This window comes from Streptomyces sp. NPDC045899 (assembly GCF_056431485.1).
Window position 1 is genome coordinate 1 of sequence record NZ_JBWKKP010000042.1, and the last position, 17136, is coordinate 17136.

Consider the following 17136-nt stretch of genomic DNA (forward strand, 5'->3'; position numbering starts at 1 on the left):
GTAGAGGGGGATCCGATGAGGGTTTTCGGGGCTGGGGGGGGCGTGAACTGCCCCTGGGGGGAAGAAAAAACGGGGGGGGGCAACCCCTTTTTGGTTCCCCCCCCTCCGCCGTACTCCTCAGCGCAGGTCGAACTCGCCGTCCCGCGCGCCCAGGACGAAGGCGCGCCACTCGGCCTCCGTGTAGCGCAGCACCGTCCCGGGATCGGCGGAACTCCTCATCGCCACTGCCCCGTTCGGCAGGTAGGCGATCTCCACCCGGTCCTCTGAGGTGCTGCCAGGCGCACTGAGCCACTCGACATCCGAGATGTCCAGGGCGTACAGCTCGGCCTTCTCTTTGGCGTCAGCCATCGGTGGAGATTCCCTTCACGTACCGCGGACATCCGTCCGCCCGACGGTGACAAGTCTGATCCACCCCGCGTGCGGCGGCAATCGAACACGGAGAACCACCGCGACGGAACGCGCAGTGAACCGACGCGGTGTCAGCCGCGGCGTCAGTCCATCCGGCGCGGTCCGCCCAGCAGCCCGGTCTCCACGTCCGTGGCGTGCGTGGCCACGTAGAGCCGCGAGCGGCGGTTGCACCACAGTGTGACGCCGTCCGGCAGTGTGGAGAGCGACTCGACGTCCGTGGCGGGCAGCCCCATGATCTTCCCGACCTGGTCGGCCTCGTCGGGGGAGACCCGCTGCACACCGACCAGGTCGGCGTTCTCCATCAGCCGCGGCGCGACCGGGCTCAGATAGGGCAGCAGCGTCATCACCGACTGCCAGGGGGCGGCGGACACCCGGCCGCGCGGCGGCCGCATGCCCGCGTCACGGATCACCAGCACCGGACTGCCGATCGACGCCCCCTGCGGCGGCACCCGGCCCACGTCGTGGAGGGTGATGCTCTCGTGGCCGCCGTTCGCCGCCTGGGTCAGCGCGGTCCACATCTGACGGCGGCCGGTCTCGACGGTGACCCGCGCGCCCGTGGCCACCGCGCGCAATCCGATGACCTGTGCCGTCCACAACCCACCGACCAGCAGGATGTTGAACGGCGTCGGACGATGCAGACCGAGCACCGCGGGCTGGTCACGGGCGCCGATGCCGATCACCACTCCGTCGTCGCCGATCGGCAGCGCCAGTGCGTCGAACTGCTCCGGGGACAGCTCATGCGGCTGCCGCCGGGGCCCGATCAGCCCGAAGCCGCGCCGCATCCTGCGCGGAGCGGGCGCGGCCGCCGGAGCGCCCGGGCCGCCGGGAGCGGGGGTGCTGGAGGGGGCGGGGGTTCCGTAGGTCGTCGGCGTGGCCATCAGTGGGTCCCTCCCAGGGGCAGAGTGGCGAGGACACCGGGCACCTGCTCGCGGTCCAGCCGGACGAGACCGACCCGCGCCCCGCGCGCGGTGCGCTGCAACTCGCGCCGTATCTCCACCAGTTCATCGGCGCTGCGGCCGGTGATCCGCAGATGGCCGCTCACCGTCGGGGCGTGCCGTCCGCCCTGGGTGCCACCACGGCGCAGGGTCAGACTCAGGGTCGTGGCCAGCGCGGGCAGCGAGGTCAGCAGCGCGGCGAGCTGGGGGAGCGGGGCGGCGCCCGGCCCCATCTGCGGCCAGCGGCCCACCCAGTAGCTGGTGTGCCAGCGGTCGTCGCAGCGCCAGGTGCGGGAGCTCTCCACGGTGCGCCGCGAGAGGGTGTTGGTCTGCCGGGCCTGGGCGGTCGCCATCGGATTGACGCTCGCCGCCGTGGAGATGGCCGCGGTCAGCGCCTCCTCCGTCAGCAGCGTCACTCCGAACCCGGCCCCCTGCAACCGGCTCGCGAGCTGGTCGGCCGTCCGCAGCACACACCGCTGCGCACCCTCCAGACCGCCGCCGCGCGCCTCCACGGCCTCCGGGCACAGCTCCGGGTCGAACTTCAACGCCACCCAGGTCAGCCGGGTGGACGGTGCGCCGGTGTGCTCCTGGAGCGGTCCGTAGTTGCGCACCGCCACCGCCTGCGCGGGCAGATGGGGCGCGGGCGCGGTCATCGCGTGCTGCACGACCTGCACCGACTCCAGCAGGATCCCGTCCACGTCCAGGGCGTCACGCAGCAGCGCGAGCGGCAGCGGGCGCTGGGCGCGCTGCGGACGCAGCGGCGCGTCCACCGCCTCCACCTGGAGGACGGCGGTCAGGAAGGTACCGTCACCGACCATGCCCACCGCGCGGCGCTCACGGTCGGTGTAGGTGTACGTCCGCAGGGCGGGTTCGCATTCGACGACGGGGGTGAAGCCCGGGTCGGTGCCCGCGTCGACCGGCTGCGCCGCCCGCCGCCTGCGGCCGCGCAGCGCGAGCGCCGTGCTCAGCCACTCCGGGATGGGCTGCTGGTGGCGGCTGACCACGGCCAGCAGCACCAGCACCACGCCGACGACCGCCGCCGGGACGAGCATCAGTTCATCGATGACCCAGGCCACCAGTACGAGGGCCGCGGCCACCTCGATGAGGACCAGCTGCTGCAGCCGCAGCGGGCCGAAGCTGCCGGGCCGGGTCAGCGGACGCGGTGTCACCGAAACCGCGGCGGTGCCCGCGGCCGGGGCAGCCGGGGCGGGGTTCGGCGCACCGGATCCGCTCGGTGTGCGTCGGCCGGACGCGCTCCTCGCGGTACGTGCGCGCGTTGCGGCAGCCATCCCCGTCAGCCCCTTACAGTCCGAAACCTGCCCAGGCGGCTCGGTCGTTGGTCTTCCCCACGAGTGTCCCCGAGCACCATGAGTCAATTGACTACCGGCATAGTAGAGGGTCGGTACGAGACCCGGTCCGAGGGCAGGCCACCTGACTACCGAGGCCGAAAAGCGGGGAGAAGCGGCTAACCATGGCATCACGGCGGGATGAACTCAACGCCTACATCTTTGCGAAGAAGCGGACAGTCGCCGCGTTCTTGCAACCGACACCGAGCGGCACCGAGGAAGGTGCTCCGCGCCCGCTGCGCGCGGTGCTCCCCGGGGTGGTGGTCGGCGCCCTGATCCTCGCCGGATTCGGCGCCTGGGGCATGTTCAAACCGGTGGCCCCCAAGGGCTGGGACGACGTCGCCGCGCACGTCGTCGTCGGCAGTGACTCGACCACCCGCTACGTCGTGCTCAAGACCGACGGGAAGGTCCAGCTCCACCCCGTCCTCAATTTCGCCTCCGCCAAACTGCTGCTCGACCCGGACAAGTCGAGCATCGTCAAGGTGAAGGAGTCGGAACTCGACAACGGCCACATCCCGCGCGGCCCGACCATCGGCATTCCCTACGCTCCGGACCGGCTGCCCCCGGCCGACGAGGCGATGAAGCAGAAGGAATGGGCGGTCTGCGTCCAGCCGGGCGGGAACGGGAAGACCACTCAGAAAGCTGCCTTCGTCTTCTCCGAGCGCGACCCCAAGCTGAAGAAACTGCACGGCTCGCAGGCGCTGCACAGCGGTCAGGCCCTCTATGTGGAAAACAAGGCCGGTGACCGCTATGTCATCGACCCGAAGGGCACCAAGTACCTCATCGGCGGCGGGGACCTCAGGAAGACCTCCCCGTCCGACTACAACCTGATGCTGCGCACCGTCTTCCACGACGGTGACAAGCCCCAGCGGGTGACCGACGACTGGCTGCGCACCTTCCGCGAGGGCAAGCCCATCACCTTCCCCGAGATCCCGGGCACGATCGGCGCCGATGCCGGGGTGCCCAGCCTCGGCGCCAAGGCCAACAAGGTCGGCATGGTCCTCGAGGCGACCACCGGCAGCGTCACCCAGAACTACGTGGTGCTCCGGGGCAAGGTCCAGCGCGTATCGGAGTTCGTCGCCAAGCTGCTGCTCAACAGCAGGGATCTGATCGACATGGGCCAGAAGGGTCATGCGCACGAGGTGAACGCGGCGACCTTCACCTCGGACGGCGAGGAGTTCTACGGCGCGTACAAGTGGCCCGCGGAAATCCCCGAGCAGGCCAACTCCGTCGACCCCGAGCTCGGCAGCGGCGCCCGTGACACCAGCTGCAGCATCCTGCGCGGTGTCAGCGGAAAGGGCGTCCCCGAGCAGGCCACCTGGGCGGGCCGCGACTTCCCGGCCACCATCCCGGACGGTGCCACCAGCGCCTACGTCACCCCCGGCTCGGGGGTCCTCTTCCGCCAGCTCAAGGGCCACCAGGCCAAGGACGGCCTGGTGTTCCTGGTGACCGACACCGGTCTGCGCTACTCCGTGCAGACCAACAACGACAGCGACGCCCGCAAGTCGAAGATCGGCGCCGAAGCGGACGCCGAGTCCACGGCCGGCGCGGCCCAGCAGAGCACCGAGGAGGCCAAGCAGCGGCTCGGCTACAAGGAGGTCGATCCGGTGCCGGTGCCCGACACCTGGTCCGAGTTCCTGCCACGTGGGCCGCGGCTGGACAAGAACAGCGCCCGGCAGCCGCAGGGGTCCTGAGACCATGAGGAATTCCCAGCGACGCGACGGGCGCGTCACCCGCTCCCTGGCCCTGACGGCCGCGGCCTCCCTCACGGCACTCTCCGCCGCGAGCGGCCCTCTCATGCCCTCCCCGGCCGCGGTCATGTCGCTGGCCGGCAACGGCGAGTGCACCTATCCGGCCAAACCCATCAAGGGCACCCCCTGGTCGCTCCAGCGGGTCATGCTCGACCAGCTGTGGCAGGACACCAAGGGCAAGGGCAAGGACGGCCGTCCGGTACGGGTCGCGGTCATCGACACCGGCGTGGACAACTCCAACGACCAGTTGAAGGAAGCCGTCGACGCCGAACTCGGCACGGAGGTCCTCCCCCCTCGCAAGAAGAGGAAGAAGAAGGAGGAGGCAGGGGGCGAGGAGGGAATGGAGAAGGGGAAGAAGGGCGACGGCACCGACGACCTCGTCGGCCACGGCACCAAGGTCGCGGGCATCATCGCCGCCCGTCCCCATCCCGATACCGGATTCGTGGGAATCGCCCCCGAAGCGCGGATCATTCCGATTCGCCAGAACGACGAAAAGGGATCCGGGACCACCGACACCATGGCCACCGCGATCGACAAGGCGGTCGCCGCGCATGCCCAGGTCATCAATATCTCCCAGGACACCGCAAAGCCGCTCCTGGCCAACAACAATCTGCAACGCGCCGTCGAGAACGCCCTGAAGAACAATGTGGTCGTGGTCGCCTCCGCCGGGAACGACGGCGTCGACGGAAAGCTCCGCAGGACCTATCCCGCGGCCTACGACGGTGTCCTCGCCGTAGGCGCCTCGGACCGCAACAACGAGCGCGCGGCGTTCTCCCAGTCCGGCGACTTCGTCGACGTGGCGGCCCCCGGCGTCGAAATGGTCTCCACCGTCCCCAAGGGCGGCCAATGCGTCGACAACGGCACCAGCTTCTCCGCCCCCTACGTCGCGGGCGTCGCCGCCCTGATCCGGGCAAAGCACCCCGACTGGCAGCAGAACCAGGTCGTCGCCCAGATCGAGCAGACTGCGGAGCGTTCAATCAACGGCCGTGACTCGAGGGTGGGTTGGGGTGTGGTCGACCCGGTCCGTGCCCTCACCGAGGACGAGGAGGCGATCGACCGCGTCACCCTCGACAAGGGCGCCGACGCCGACGTCGACTCCCCGGACGCCGCCCCCCTGACGGTCGGCGAGACCCCCCAGGAACGCAAGGAACGCCTGGCCACCTACGTCCTCGGCGGCGCCGCCGTCCTCGTCGCCGTCACCGCGGGCCTCGCGACCGTCCTCAACGAACGGAGGCGTCGCCGGGCCGCGAAATAGGTATGCGTACTCAGGCCCGGATGTGGTCTGCTCGGTAACGTTCGCCGGGGCGGGGGACTGTTACGGAACTGTCGAGTGAACTGCGCTACTTGGGAGTTGGGGTGTCCAGGTCGAGTGGCTAGAGTGGCGTAGGACATCGTTGGTGTCATACGGGGAACGGGGAGGATCACGGTGAGGCCACTAGAGCCGGGGGATGTGCCTCAGACGCCATTCGGCAAGAGGCTGGTCAAGAAGTCAGAGGCGCTCACCAAGCTCAACGCACGGATTGAGAAGGTGCTGACCGAGCTCGAGAAGACTCCTGCCGCGAAGCAGAAGATCGCGGAGCAGTCCATCACTCGGGACGCCTATGGCTCAGGTCGCGAGTTCACGTCCGCCGACGACCTGGCCAACCTGTACGAGAAGATCCACGCAGACCTGACCACGATGTGGCAGACCTTCAACGACCAGCTCGAGGCGTTCGGTCTGATGGCTCTCCAGGCTGATAAGAACTACATCAACACGGACACCGAAGAGGCCCGTGAACTGCGCCGCGTACATCGGGCTCGGTTGCGCGAGATCGCGGAACGGACGGAGAAGTACTACCGCGATCCCGAGGCTCCCAAGCACGGTGACGGCGGGAAGCACGGGGATGACGAAGTCGAGGGCGGCGGCGCGTGAGGGGGAAGAAGTAGATGGCTCCGGGTAAATTTGACGGCCTCAGCCGCGCGGACCTGTTCAACATGATCGCTACCGCTAAGCCGTCCCAGCTCACGGACGTGGGGACCGCACTGGGTGACGCCTTCACGCCTCTCAACGAGCTCGCGGACGAGTTGGCGGCCCACGCTCATGCGGCGGACTGGGAGGGTGAAGGTGCCCAGGCGTACCGGGAGTGGGGCAAGAAGCTGGCCAACCAGACTCGCCGCATGGCCGACTACACCCTGCTCGTCGGCCTCAATCTGAGCTCGGCCGGCCAGGCCCTGATCGAGACTCAGAAAGTCATCGACACCCCAGGGAAGCTCGACACCAAGGATCTTTCTCCTGCGCAGGAGAAGACGGAGGAGCGCGACCGCCAGGAAGCCCTCAAGGCGATGGACCGGTTGGACTCCTACTACCGGACCTCTCACTCGGACATGTCGAAGCTGGAGGCGCCGAACTTTCCGACACTGCCACCTGCGTACAGTGGACATGGCGACAGCGAGACACCTGTAGGCGTCGGACCCGCTTCTGCCACTGCTGTGTCAGGGGAGGGGCGAGCGGATTCTCCGAGGTCCTTCACCAGTGCTCCCCACGCTTCCGGCGATGGGAGCGTCACACCGATCCGTCATCCGGGTGCCGGTCCCGACGGCGAGGTCGGGTCGGGAGTCGGTGCGACCGCTCCTCCGGTGACGGGCACGAACATCGACTCCACGACGACCGCACCGCCGGTCGATCGCGTCGACCGGCCGAGCCTTCCCTCGACACCGCCCGTCGGACCGGAACAGCGCACCCCCGGGCCGGGACCCTTCCCGACTCCCGGTCCTGTGCTGCCGGCGACCGGTCGTACCCTGCCACCGGGTCGTACCCTGCCTCCGGGGCGTACCGTACCTCCGGGAACCAGCCGCATCCCGAACGTTCCCCCGACTCTGCGGGGCGGGCCCCCGGCCCCTCCCATTCGAGGGCCTTTCGGAACGCCTCCCGGGCCGACGACGGGTGGGCGGCCGATCATCCCGCCTCGTGTCGGACCGCAGGATGGCATCACCGGTCTGTCCCGTCCGAACCCCAAGGGACCTGTTCCCCGGCTTCCGCAGAACCCTGTGGTCGGGGAAGAGCGACCTCTGATGGGGCGGAACATGACGGGCGGGGGATACCACCCCGTGAACACCAACCCGACTACGCCTGGAACCACTCCTCCCGGACGACGCCTCGCCTCCGAGCGTGGTGGCATCGTCGACCGTCCGAATGGAAAGGGACCGGCGAACGGTCAGCGTTTGCCGCGGACCACGGTTGTGGGTGAAGAACGCGGAATGGTTCGTGGCCCCATGGGGACCGGCGCGCATCCGGTCACGGGGGGCCCGCAGGGCCCCGGTGGCTCGGGTGCCCGGCGTGTCTCCTCCGAGTCGGGAGGGGTCACCGGGAGCCCGCGCGCATCGGGCAAGGGAAGGGCCGAGTTCACTCCCGGGGGTTCTGGACTGGTACGCAATGCCCAGACGTCCGGAATGATCCCGCCTCGTACCGGCGCGGCACGCCCTGGTGACCGGCAGGACCAGAACGGAACCAGGCCCGACTACCTTCAGGAAGATGAAGAGACATGGACCGGAGGGCGGCGCGACACCGTCCCGCCGGTGATCGACTGATGCGTTAGCTGCTGGTGCAAGGCCGAGGAGAACACTCACCCATGCCATTTCGAAAGTACGGAGCGCGTCAGCGTTCCTTGTCGGCTCTCGCGATCCTGGGGGCCGGTGTGGTGGCGATGAGCGGCCTTGCACCAGTGGCAGTCGCCGAGGACATCAGGTCCCAGCAGTGGTACCTGGATGCCATGAAGGCAGAGCAGATGTGGAAGGTGAGCGAGGGGAAGGGCATCACGGTCGCTGTCATCGACTCTGGTGTCAATGCCTCGCTTCCCGAACTGCGCGGTCAAGTGATGAAGGGGACCGATGCCTCCCGGAAGGCGACGGATCCTCATCAGGACCCCAGTGGGCATGGGTCGAACATGGCAGGGATCATCGCAGGCACCGGAGCTGATGGCGGAATTCAGGGCTTGGCCCCCGAAACCAAGATCCTTCCTGTCAAAGTCATGAAGATCGATCAGCGGGTGGAATCCGCGGGGTCAGTGCTGGCGAAGGGGATTCGCTATGCAGTTGATCACGGTGCGCGGGTTCTGAATATCTCGATCGGGGCCGTGGGACCTCGTGAATACTTCAGCAAGACTCAGGCGGCGGTGAACTATGCTCTGAAGAAGGGGAGCTTGGTTTTCGCGGCGACGGGTAACGACGGTGATGGGAAAAATCTCTCCTCGTACCCTGCCGCCCTCACTGGCGTTGTGGGTGTTGGGGCCATCGATAGAACCGGTAAGGCTGGCAAGTTCTCTACGAGCAACGACAGCGTCGGGCTGGTAGCTCTCGGGCAAGACATCGCTGAACACTGCACGAAATCCGAAGGCACCTGCAAGGGGCAAGGCACCAGCCAAGCCACCGCCCTCGCCTCCGCCTCCGCCGCCCTCATCTGGGCCAAGCACCCCAAGTGGACCAACAACCAGGTCCTCCGGGTCATGATGCAGACGGCAGCGAAGCCGAAGACCGGCGATATCCCGAGCAGTTATGTCGGATACGGATCCGTTCGCCCCCGTAAGGTCCTCCTTGACGGTGAGGGCGATCCGGGTCCGGCCAATACCAATCCGTTGCTCGCCCGTGAGGGCGCGACGAAACCAAACCCCTCCCCTTCTGCGTCTAAGTCCTCGGACGCTGGATCACAACAGCAGTCATCCGGTTCGGACTCGGGGAAGCAGGGCGAGCAGGATGCCCAGAAGCCCGATAAGGAGACCAAGGCGAGCGATGGCGACAACGGTGGGAACACCACGCTGTGGATCGCTTTGGGAGCCGGTGCCGCCGTTGTGGTCGGGGGTGCAGCCGCCTTCGCTGTGATGAGGCGCCGAAATAGCGCATTGTGACGGCTTAGGTAAAAGGCGAGGGGTTGCCAGTACGGCCTACGAAATGTAGGAATTGAGTGGTGAGTTGAATCGGAAACCCATCCCGACTCACCAACACTTCATGGGGGAAGGTGGAACATGTCCGGCTCTCAGCGGATTAGTGACGCAGCATTCAAGACATTCGAGTCCGACCTCGGTCTCGTCAGCCAGGGTCTCTCCACGAACCTGCGCACCCTGATCAACGCCGTCGCCACAGTCGAGTCGGCGTGGACCGGTACGGGTGCCGCGAAGTTCAAGCAGGTGCAGACCTCGTTGAACGAGGACCACGAGGCGCTGCGCCAGTTGATCGTCAGGATTCACGAGGCGGTGGAGCTCACCCACCGGTCCAGCGGTGCGAACGACGGTGAGATCGCCGCCGAGCTGAACAAGATCGACGTGAACGGCGCCAAGGCGGGCGGCAACCTTGGTCACGGCGCGGACGGGCTCTCTCACAGCAAGGTCGACGGGTTCTGATCCGGCCGGGCGCGACACGGGCGCCCGGCATGGAGACGGACGCAAGGACTTTGGGCACGATCAAGACTTCATCAGGAATGGGGGCATGAATGTCCGGCGACCCTATGGACATCAAGGTCACGTACAACTCGCTCGATGACACGGCCGGTGACATCGAGCGCGGTGCGGCAGCGGTGCGCAAGCAGATCGACGACATCCTCGCCGCGGTCAAGAAGGTGACCGCCGGCTGGGAGGGCGAGGCGCACGAGATGATGCTGGCCGCCGAGAAGCAGTTCAATGTGCGGGCCAACCACATCGAGACCACCTTGAAGGAGGTCGCGACCAAGGTCCGCAGGGGCAAGATGGACTACCACTCCACGGACAAGAAGAACGCGAACCTCTTCAAAGACATCTCGTTCTGACAGTGACACCACCCACGAATGGGGTGGACGACCGGTAACGGTCGTCCACCCCATTCGTCTTGGTTGACTGCTACTTGTCCCGGTCGAGGTACACGTACGCCTGATTGCGGCCGTCCTCGTGCGCCCCGTGACTGTCGTTGATGAGTTCCCGCATCATGTAGTCGCCGGCGTCCGGGCCGTGGCCGTGCTGGCCGCCCCACTGCCAGACGAGGTTGTCGACCTGGCCTCGCCCGACCGTGAAGTGCTGCCGGTTGTCATGGTTCGCGGCCGCGTTCGCCTCGGCGATCTGTTCCTTGGTCCAGTCGTACATCGCGAAGTCGACGAGACGGAGACCGGCGTCGACGGCCGGGATCGACTTCTCGGGCACGAAGTTGAGGACCGCGCCGATCGACGAGTTGACGTGGTGGTTGACGTCACGCGCCCACTGGACGCCCTTGTCCCGTTTGTCGAAGATGACATCGGAACTGATCGCGTCGTACGAACCGTAGATCGTGGCGGTGTCCTTGACCGCGTGGTTGCGAGCGTCCTCGTTGGCGAAGGGCGTCCTGACCAGCGAGTCCGCCGCGTACTGACGTTCGGCCTGGTACATCGCCGAGTAGGCGGCGGGATCGTCGGCGACGCCCCGCATCAGCCGGATCAGGTGTTCCTGGGAGACGTCCATGTGGACGCCCTTGTCGTCCTTCCATATGTCGCCCTTGTGGAGCTGGGTGTACTCGGGGTTGGTGCCGCCCAGGATCTCGTGGGTGTCCGGTGTGTAGTCCTGGAGCATCCGGCCCAGGTTGCCCCGGAGGTTGGCCGGGGGCGAGTCGCCCTTGTCGCCCTGGTTGAGGATGGTGATGGTGTCCTGCATGACCCGGGCCTCGGCCTCGGTGTGGCCGCCGAGGGCGTGCTGGGAGCCCGGGAGATCGCCGGTGGCGGCCGCTTCCAGGGCGTTGCCCAGACCTATCCGGGACTCGAAGAGGTCCATGGTGTGGAGGCCGTAGCCGGTCGCGGTGGCCGACTTGGGCCAGTCGCGGTCCTTGAGCAGATACTGCATGCGCTCGTTCTTGCCGTCCGCGTCCCGCTGGAAGAAGTCGGTGGCCGCGTCGGGCTGCTTGCTCATGATGTCGAGCATGTTGTCGAGCGGATCGGTGGCGATGCCGTCGTGTCCGGCGCCCCACTTGGTCCAGATGTCGGGGTGGTCCTTCTCGGTGGCGATGATGTCGTCGCCGAGGTCCTTGTAGAACTGCTTGCCGTACCCCTTGCCGTGCGTCATCAGGTCCACGAACGACTGGTAGCCGTAGAGGGGGTTGGTCTTGCTGTCGTTGACGCGGTTGTCGCCCATGTCCTTCAGGCCCTTGCGCCAGGAGGCGTAGAAGGGGTCCTGGGGGTTCTTGGTGGCGCTGGCGATGCTCATGGCCATGCCCTGCTGGACGGAGAGGATGTCCTGCTTGGCGTCACCGTGGGCGAGACCGCTGAGCTTGTAGTTGATCTTGGCGGTCTCCTCGGGGCCCAGCCCCGCCAGGAAGGTCTGGCTGAACGCCTTCTGGTCCTGGTTGTCACGGAAGAGCCGGTGCATCTCCTCCATGTCCTGGGCGCTGAGCTTGCCGTCCTTGGCCAGCTTCTTGGACAGGTCGGTGGCTTCCTTGGCCTCGGCCTTCTCGATGTCGCCCTGGGCGCCGGCGTTGAAGCCGTTCACCGTGCCGGGCTTGTCGGGGTGCTCGACGGCCGCCTTGAGCGCCAGCTTGGCTCCCTGGTCGGCGTCGTCGACCGCCTTCACGGCCTGGGAGATGCGCTGGTTCCAGGCCGCCACGGTGTCCTTCAGCTCCGGGTCGTGCTGGATGGAGAACTTCTCCTGCTCCGTGCAGTCGCTGAAGTCGTAGCGCGCCAGACCGTCGCCGCTGACGGCCATTCCGGCCTTCTTGGCCTCCGCGACCACCGACGTCAGGTCGGAGCGCAACCGGACGAACTGGTCATGTGCGTCACGCAGCAGGGAGGCGATCGCCCGCGCCTCCTTCGGCGCGGCGAGGAACTGGTCGTAGGTCACGGCCATCGTGGGCAGGGCGACCGAGGCGGCAGCACCGTTCCAGGTTCCGCCGAGGCCGACGGGCCGTACTCCGGAGTTGTAGGACCCCTGGGCCGTCTCGAACTTCTTGGCCGCCTCGTCCCAGTGTTTGGCGGCCTTCTCGAGGACGGTGAAGTCCGTGTTCATGACGTCGTGATACGTGAGCACTTACTTCACCCCGTACTGCGAAATGCCGGACGAGTACGGCGTGTTCGCCGGGTACTTTCCGTCCTGATCAGGGAGGAGGGGAAGGAACAGACCGCCGTTGGCCTGGTCCTGGAGGAGAAAGGACTTACGGGCCGTGCTCAGTGCCACCTTCTCGGCCGCGAGCCGGTCCTGGAGCGCCTTGACCGATGCGTGCCACCCTTTCAGCGCGTCGGTGATGGCGGATCCCGTGGCCCAGTCCTTGAATTCCTTCTGCGCCGTCTCCGAGGCCGTGTCGGGATATTCGCCGGCGGCCTTCGTCTCGGGCTGGACGTGGTCCTCCAGCGCCTTCACCGCCGCCTTCTTCTTGGAGGACGAGGTGGAGAAGTCGGGAAGCCCGGGAATCAGCGGGCCGGGAGGATCGGTCTGATTGAGCCGCGTATGGGCGGTCTGCTGTTCTGCGGCCGCGCTGGCGCGGAGTTCGCCCCACTCTTTGTCGAAGGTCATGGTTCCCCCGTGATGGGCCTCAAGGTGCAGAGCTGCACGATGATGGAGGGCGGCCGTCTTCATGGCCGCCGGCCCGTCGCCGGGGGAAGGGACATGCTGACGAACCGACACATCCTTGATGTGGCGCCGAGAGTAACAAGGATGTGCGGTTCGGTGAACCCTGTTTGATATCGCTCTTACATGACTGTTACGGGGGATCGTTACTGGTCGGGCAACCATCCCAATTGGGTCAGCGGGATTCCACGCTTACGGGAGACGAAGAAACCGCGGCCCGGAGGCATCGGCCGGGGCCGGACGCCGCCCAGGATGTCGCCTTCGCTCGGATCGCCGGACAACACCATGCCCTGGGCGCCGAGTTCCTTCACCCGCTGCATGAAGGACTCGAACATCGAGCGTGAGGAACCCGCGGAACTGCGCGCGATGATGAAGCGCATCCCCACGTCCCGCGCGAAGGGGAGGTTCTCCGTGAGTACGGCGAGCGGATTGCCGCTGCTGGTGGAGACCAGTTCGTAGTCGTCGATGATCACGAAGAACTGGGGTCCGCTCCACCAGCTGCGGTCGCGCAGTTGCTGCGGGGTGATGTCCGGCTTCGGGGCACGCCGCTCCATCAGCCCGTTCAGCGCGTTGGCGTGGAGCTCCAGGGCCGAGGCGATCGGCGCGTACTCCAGCAGATGCGAATCCGGGATGGCCCCGAGCAGTGAGCGGCGGTAGTCGCCGACCACGATCTTGGCCTCGTCCGGGCTGTACCGCTCGGTGATCTGCTTCGCCATCAGGCGCAGCAGCGCGGTCTTGCCCGATTCGCTCTCACCGAAGACCAGGAAGAACGGGTCGGTCTCGAAGTCGACGAAGACCGGTTCCAGGTTGGTCTCGTCGATACCGATCGCGATGCCGTGCTGTGGCTGCTCGAACCCCTTGGGGAGCTCGTCCGCCCGCAGCCGTCGCGGCAGCAGCCGGACCCGGGGAGCCTGCGCGCCGGTCCAGGCGGCGCCCGAGGCGCGCACCATGTCGGCCGTCGCATCCGTCATGGTCTCGGGGTCGTTGCCGCCGTCGATCCGCGGCTGTGCGCCCATGAAATGGAGCTTCTCCGGGAGCTGACCGCGGCCGGGGACGCCCACGGGCACGTTGGCCGCGACCTTGCGGTCGAACTCGGAGTCCATCGTGTCACCGAGGCGCAGTTCGAGCCGGTTGAGCAGCTGGTCCTTCAGGGACGCGCGGACCTCCATGTTGCGGGAGGCGGTGATGATGACGTGGACGCCGTAGCCGAGACCGCGTCCGGCGATGTCGGTGACCACACCCTCCAGGATGTCGTACTCGGACCGGAAGTTGGCCCAGCCGTCGACGATCAGGAAGACATCGCCCCAGCCCTGGTCCGCGTGCAGCCCGTTGGCCCGCTGCCGGCGGTAGGTCGCGATGGAGTCGATGTTCTGGGCACGGAAGTACTCCTCGCGGCGGGCCAGGATCCCGGCCACCTCCGCGATCGTCCGCCGCACCTTCTCCGGGTCCAGGCGCGAGGCCACCCCGCCCACATGCGGCAGGTCGGCGACGGTGCTCATACCGCCACCACCGAAGTCGAGCCCGTAGAACTGGACCTCGGCCGGGGTGTGGGTGAGTGCGAACGACGCGACCAGCGTGCGCATCAGGGTGGACTTGCCGGACTGCGGACCGCCGACCACCAGCATGTGGCCCGCCGCACCGGAGAAGTCGCGGTAGAGGATGTCGCGCCGCTGCTCGAAGGGCTTGTCGATGAGACCGAGCGGAACGACCAGACCACCGGGCCGCGCGAAGTCCGCCGACTGGAGCCCGCGCTCCGCCGAGGGCTGCAGCGACGGCAGCAGCTCGTCCAGCGACGGGGCCTTGTCCAGCGGCGGCAGCCAGACCTGGTGGGCGGGCTGCCCCTGGCCCTCGAGCCGGCCCACGATCACGTCCAGCACCGTCTCGGCCAGCGCGTCGTCCTCTTCCGGCCGCGCCGAGGCCGCAGCCAGCAGGGCCGCCGGGTCCGGGGCGGCGTAGCTCACCGGTACCGGGGCCGCGGTGAACAGCACCGGCTTGCGCTCGATGGGCAGCTGCGCGCCGCCGTCGATCTGCGGGGCTCCGGTGCGGTAGACCCCGGAGACGTACGCCGCCTTGAAGCGCGTCATCTCGTCGGTGCCGAACTTCAGATAGCCCGAACCGGGGATGGACGGCAGGTGGTAGGCGTCCGGGACGCCCAGGACGGTACGGGACTCCGCCGCGGAGAATGTCCGCAGACCGATCCGGTACGACAGATAGGTCTCCAGACCGCGCAGCCGTCCCTCCTCCAGACGCTGCGAGGCCAGCAGCAGGTGCACACCCAGCGAGCGGCCGATCCGGCCGATCTGGATGAACATGTCGATGAAGTCGGGCTTGGCGGTCAGCAGCTCGCTGAACTCGTCGATGACCAGGACCAGCGAGGCCACCGGCTCCAGCGGGGCACCGGCCGCGCGTGCCTTCTCGTAGTCGTGCACATTGGCGTAATTGCCCGCCGCGCGCAGCAGTTCCTGACGGCGCTGGAGCTCACCGGTGATCGAGTCGCGCATCCGGTCGACGAGCGTCAGGTCGTCCGCGAGGTTGGTGATGACCGCGGCCACATGCGGCAGTTCGGACATCCCCGCGAAGGTGGCGCCACCCTTGAAGTCCGCCAGCACGAAGTTCAGGGTCTCCGAGGAGTGGGTGACGGCCAGGCCCAGCACCAGGGTCCGCATCAGCTCGGACTTGCCGGAGCCCGTCGCGCCCACGCACAGACCGTGCGGGCCCATGCCCTCCTGGGCGGCTTCCTTCAGGTCCAGCATGACCGGCGAACCGTCCTCGGCGATGCCGATCGGCACCCGCAGCCGCTCGGCCAGCGAACGCGGCCGCCAGGTGCGGGAGACATCGACCGACCCGGCGTCGCCGAGGCCCAGCAGATCGGTGAAGTCGAGATTGGCCAGCAGCGGTTCGTCATCGTCGCCGACGCCCATCCGCAGCGGGGCGAGCTGCCGCCCCAGCGCCTCGGCGGCCTCCCTGGACAGGGTGTCCGGCACGCCGTCGTACTCCGCGACCTGCGAGAGCAGCTGCAGCCTGCCCGGCCGGACCAGGATCGACAGTCCGCCGCGCGGCTCCTCCAGCTCGCCCGGCACCACCTCGATGACGGTCACGCCCTGAAGGCCCTCGGCCGCCGCGAACGCCGAGTCCGGGGGCACGATGCCGCCGTCGAGCACGACGACCACATGCGGGTGGTCCAGGGCGGGCTGGGCGTCCCGGCTGAACCGGGTGCGGCCCTCCAGCCGCGGCTTCAGCAGCTCCTCCAGCTCGGCCAGCGAGTCGCCGAACAGCCGCCGGGAGCCAGCCCCGTCGACCGCGCCCGCGATCTGCAGATGGGGAAGCCACTTGGTCCACTCCCACTGATCCGCCGAAGCGGGCGCCGCGACCACCGCGATGACCAGGTCCTCCGGCGAGTGCAGGGTGGCCAGCTGGGCGACCAGCGCCCGCGCCGCCCCGTGCACGCTCTCCGGCACCCCGGAGACGGTGAGGTGGTAGAAGGCGCGCAGCGACACCGCCATCGGCATGCCGTCCAGCGAGCCCTGGGCCGCCAGGAACTGCTGCATCGCGCCCGCCGTCAGCGGTTCGAGGTCCTCGATGGTGGCCGTGTCGGGGGCGATCAGGGGTGTGGAGAGCTGCTGCGCGCCCAGCCCGATCCGCACCTGGCCGAAGTCGTCGTCGCTCAGTCGCCGTTCCCACACCCGGCTGCCCTCGGCCACCACCGACCACAGCTGGTCGGGGGTGGGGTGCAGGTAGTACTGCGCGCTGCGCTGCAGGCGGGCCGTCTTCCGCACCGTCCGGCGCGTCTGCGCCAGATACTTGAGGTAGTCGCGGCGCATGTCCGCCATCTGCCCCTGCGATCCCCGCCGGTACCTGATGACCATCGCGATGGTCATACCGAGCGTGGAGAACATCATCATCACGCCCATGATCTTCATCATCGGCGCGGCGCCGGGCATGAAGAAGTACACCATCGACGAGGCCATGCCCAAGGTGGGCAGGATCTGCATCAGCATGCCCTCTTGCTGCCCGCGGGGCAGCTCGGGCGGCGGTTCGAGGCGGAGTTCCTCGGTCGGCACCTCGGGCGGCAGAGCCCGTGGCTGGCGCTTCACGACGACCTGGCTCACCGGATCCCTCATCCCTCCACGCGGTAGGGACAGTTCTCGTCCGGCACCCCCGTGGCGACGGCCTC

12 protein-coding genes are annotated in these 17136 nt (G+C 67.8%); 6 read left to right on the forward strand and 6 right to left on the reverse strand.

Annotation, left to right across the window (positions count from 1 at the left end; all coding sequences use genetic code 11):
* Positions 1-117 precede the first annotated feature (117 nt).
* From AC07FT_RS35050 to eccE, 3 genes are all read right to left on the reverse strand, one after another.
* The gene (locus AC07FT_RS35050) at positions 118-348 is read right to left on the reverse strand and encodes a DUF397 domain-containing protein (RefSeq protein WP_254745047.1); all 231 of its coding nucleotides are present in this window, start codon (positions 346-348) and stop codon (positions 118-120) included.
* A 143-nt stretch (positions 349-491) separates the two neighbouring features.
* The gene (locus tag AC07FT_RS35055) at positions 492-1286 is read right to left on the reverse strand and encodes a hypothetical protein (RefSeq protein WP_479180171.1); all 795 of its coding nucleotides are present in this window, start codon (positions 1284-1286) and stop codon (positions 492-494) included.
* On the reverse strand, positions 1286-2632 hold the full coding sequence (eccE, locus tag AC07FT_RS35060) for a type VII secretion protein EccE (protein ID WP_479180172.1): 1347 nt from the start codon (positions 2630-2632) through the stop codon (positions 1286-1288). The genes AC07FT_RS35055 and eccE overlap by 1 nt, the downstream gene beginning before the upstream one ends.
* Before the next feature lie 182 nt (positions 2633-2814).
* Here eccE and eccB point away from each other — a divergent pair, with 182 nt between their 5' ends.
* From eccB to AC07FT_RS35090, 6 genes are all read left to right on the forward strand, one after another.
* Positions 2815-4383, forward strand: a complete 1569-nt coding sequence (gene eccB / locus AC07FT_RS35065) for a type VII secretion protein EccB (RefSeq protein ID WP_479180173.1) — start codon at positions 2815-2817, stop codon at positions 4381-4383.
* Positions 4384-4387: 4 nt separating this feature from the next.
* Positions 4388-5695, forward strand: a complete 1308-nt coding sequence (gene mycP / locus AC07FT_RS35070) for a type VII secretion-associated serine protease mycosin (protein WP_479180174.1) — start codon at positions 4388-4390, stop codon at positions 5693-5695.
* Between the two features lie 195 nt (positions 5696-5890).
* Positions 5891-6352 (forward strand): hypothetical protein, encoded by a 462-nt coding sequence (locus AC07FT_RS35075; protein WP_479180176.1) that lies wholly within the window; start codon positions 5891-5893, stop codon positions 6350-6352.
* A gap of 1696 nt (positions 6353-8048) precedes the next feature.
* Complete coding sequence (gene mycP, locus AC07FT_RS35080; protein WP_479180178.1) at positions 8049-9320, forward strand: type VII secretion-associated serine protease mycosin; 1272 nt, start codon at positions 8049-8051, stop codon at positions 9318-9320.
* 117 nt (positions 9321-9437) lie between these two features.
* Positions 9438-9812 carry a hypothetical protein gene (locus tag AC07FT_RS35085; RefSeq protein ID WP_254745033.1) on the forward strand — a complete coding sequence of 125 codons (375 nt, stop codon included), beginning with the start codon at positions 9438-9440 and terminating at the stop codon, positions 9810-9812.
* 89 nt (positions 9813-9901) lie between these two features.
* Positions 9902-10213 carry a WXG100 family type VII secretion target gene (locus AC07FT_RS35090; RefSeq protein ID WP_254745031.1) on the forward strand — a complete coding sequence of 104 codons (312 nt, stop codon included), beginning with the start codon at positions 9902-9904 and terminating at the stop codon, positions 10211-10213.
* A gap of 70 nt (positions 10214-10283) precedes the next feature.
* On the opposite strand, the gene AC07FT_RS35095 is transcribed toward AC07FT_RS35090, so the two are convergent.
* The 3 genes from AC07FT_RS35095 to eccCa all read right to left on the reverse strand — a co-directional run bounded on the left by AC07FT_RS35095 (position 10284) and on the right by eccCa (position 17071).
* The gene (locus AC07FT_RS35095; RefSeq protein WP_479180179.1) at positions 10284-12404 is read right to left on the reverse strand and encodes a hypothetical protein; all 2121 of its coding nucleotides are present in this window, start codon (positions 12402-12404) and stop codon (positions 10284-10286) included.
* 21 nt (positions 12405-12425) lie between these two features.
* The gene (locus AC07FT_RS35100) at positions 12426-13019 is read right to left on the reverse strand and encodes a hypothetical protein (RefSeq protein ID WP_479180181.1); all 594 of its coding nucleotides are present in this window, start codon (positions 13017-13019) and stop codon (positions 12426-12428) included.
* An 89-nt stretch (positions 13020-13108) separates the two neighbouring features.
* On the reverse strand, positions 13109-17071 hold the full coding sequence (gene eccCa / locus AC07FT_RS35105) for a type VII secretion protein EccCa (RefSeq protein WP_479180183.1): 3963 nt from the start codon (positions 17069-17071) through the stop codon (positions 13109-13111).
* Between the last annotated feature and the right edge of the window lie 65 nt (positions 17072-17136).

Coding starts and splice junctions, on each gene's coding strand:
- AC07FT_RS35090 (WP_254745031.1), top strand. CDS start 9,902: ATGTCCGGCGACCCTATGGACATCAAGGTCACGTACAACTCGCTCGAT.
- AC07FT_RS35050 (WP_254745047.1), bottom strand. CDS start 348: ATGGCTGACGCCAAAGAGAAGGCCGAGCTGTACGCCCTGGACATCTCG.
- eccB (WP_479180173.1), top strand. CDS start 2,815: ATGGCATCACGGCGGGATGAACTCAACGCCTACATCTTTGCGAAGAAG.
- mycP (WP_479180178.1), top strand. CDS start 8,049: ATGCCATTTCGAAAGTACGGAGCGCGTCAGCGTTCCTTGTCGGCTCTC.
- AC07FT_RS35085 (WP_254745033.1), top strand. CDS start 9,438: ATGTCCGGCTCTCAGCGGATTAGTGACGCAGCATTCAAGACATTCGAG.
- mycP (WP_479180174.1), top strand. CDS start 4,388: ATGAGGAATTCCCAGCGACGCGACGGGCGCGTCACCCGCTCCCTGGCC.
- AC07FT_RS35095 (WP_479180179.1), bottom strand. CDS start 12,404: ATGAACACGGACTTCACCGTCCTCGAGAAGGCCGCCAAACACTGGGAC.
- AC07FT_RS35055 (WP_479180171.1), bottom strand. CDS start 1,286: ATGGCCACGCCGACGACCTACGGAACCCCCGCCCCCTCCAGCACCCCC.
- eccE (WP_479180172.1), bottom strand. CDS start 2,632: ATGGCTGCCGCAACGCGCGCACGTACCGCGAGGAGCGCGTCCGGCCGA.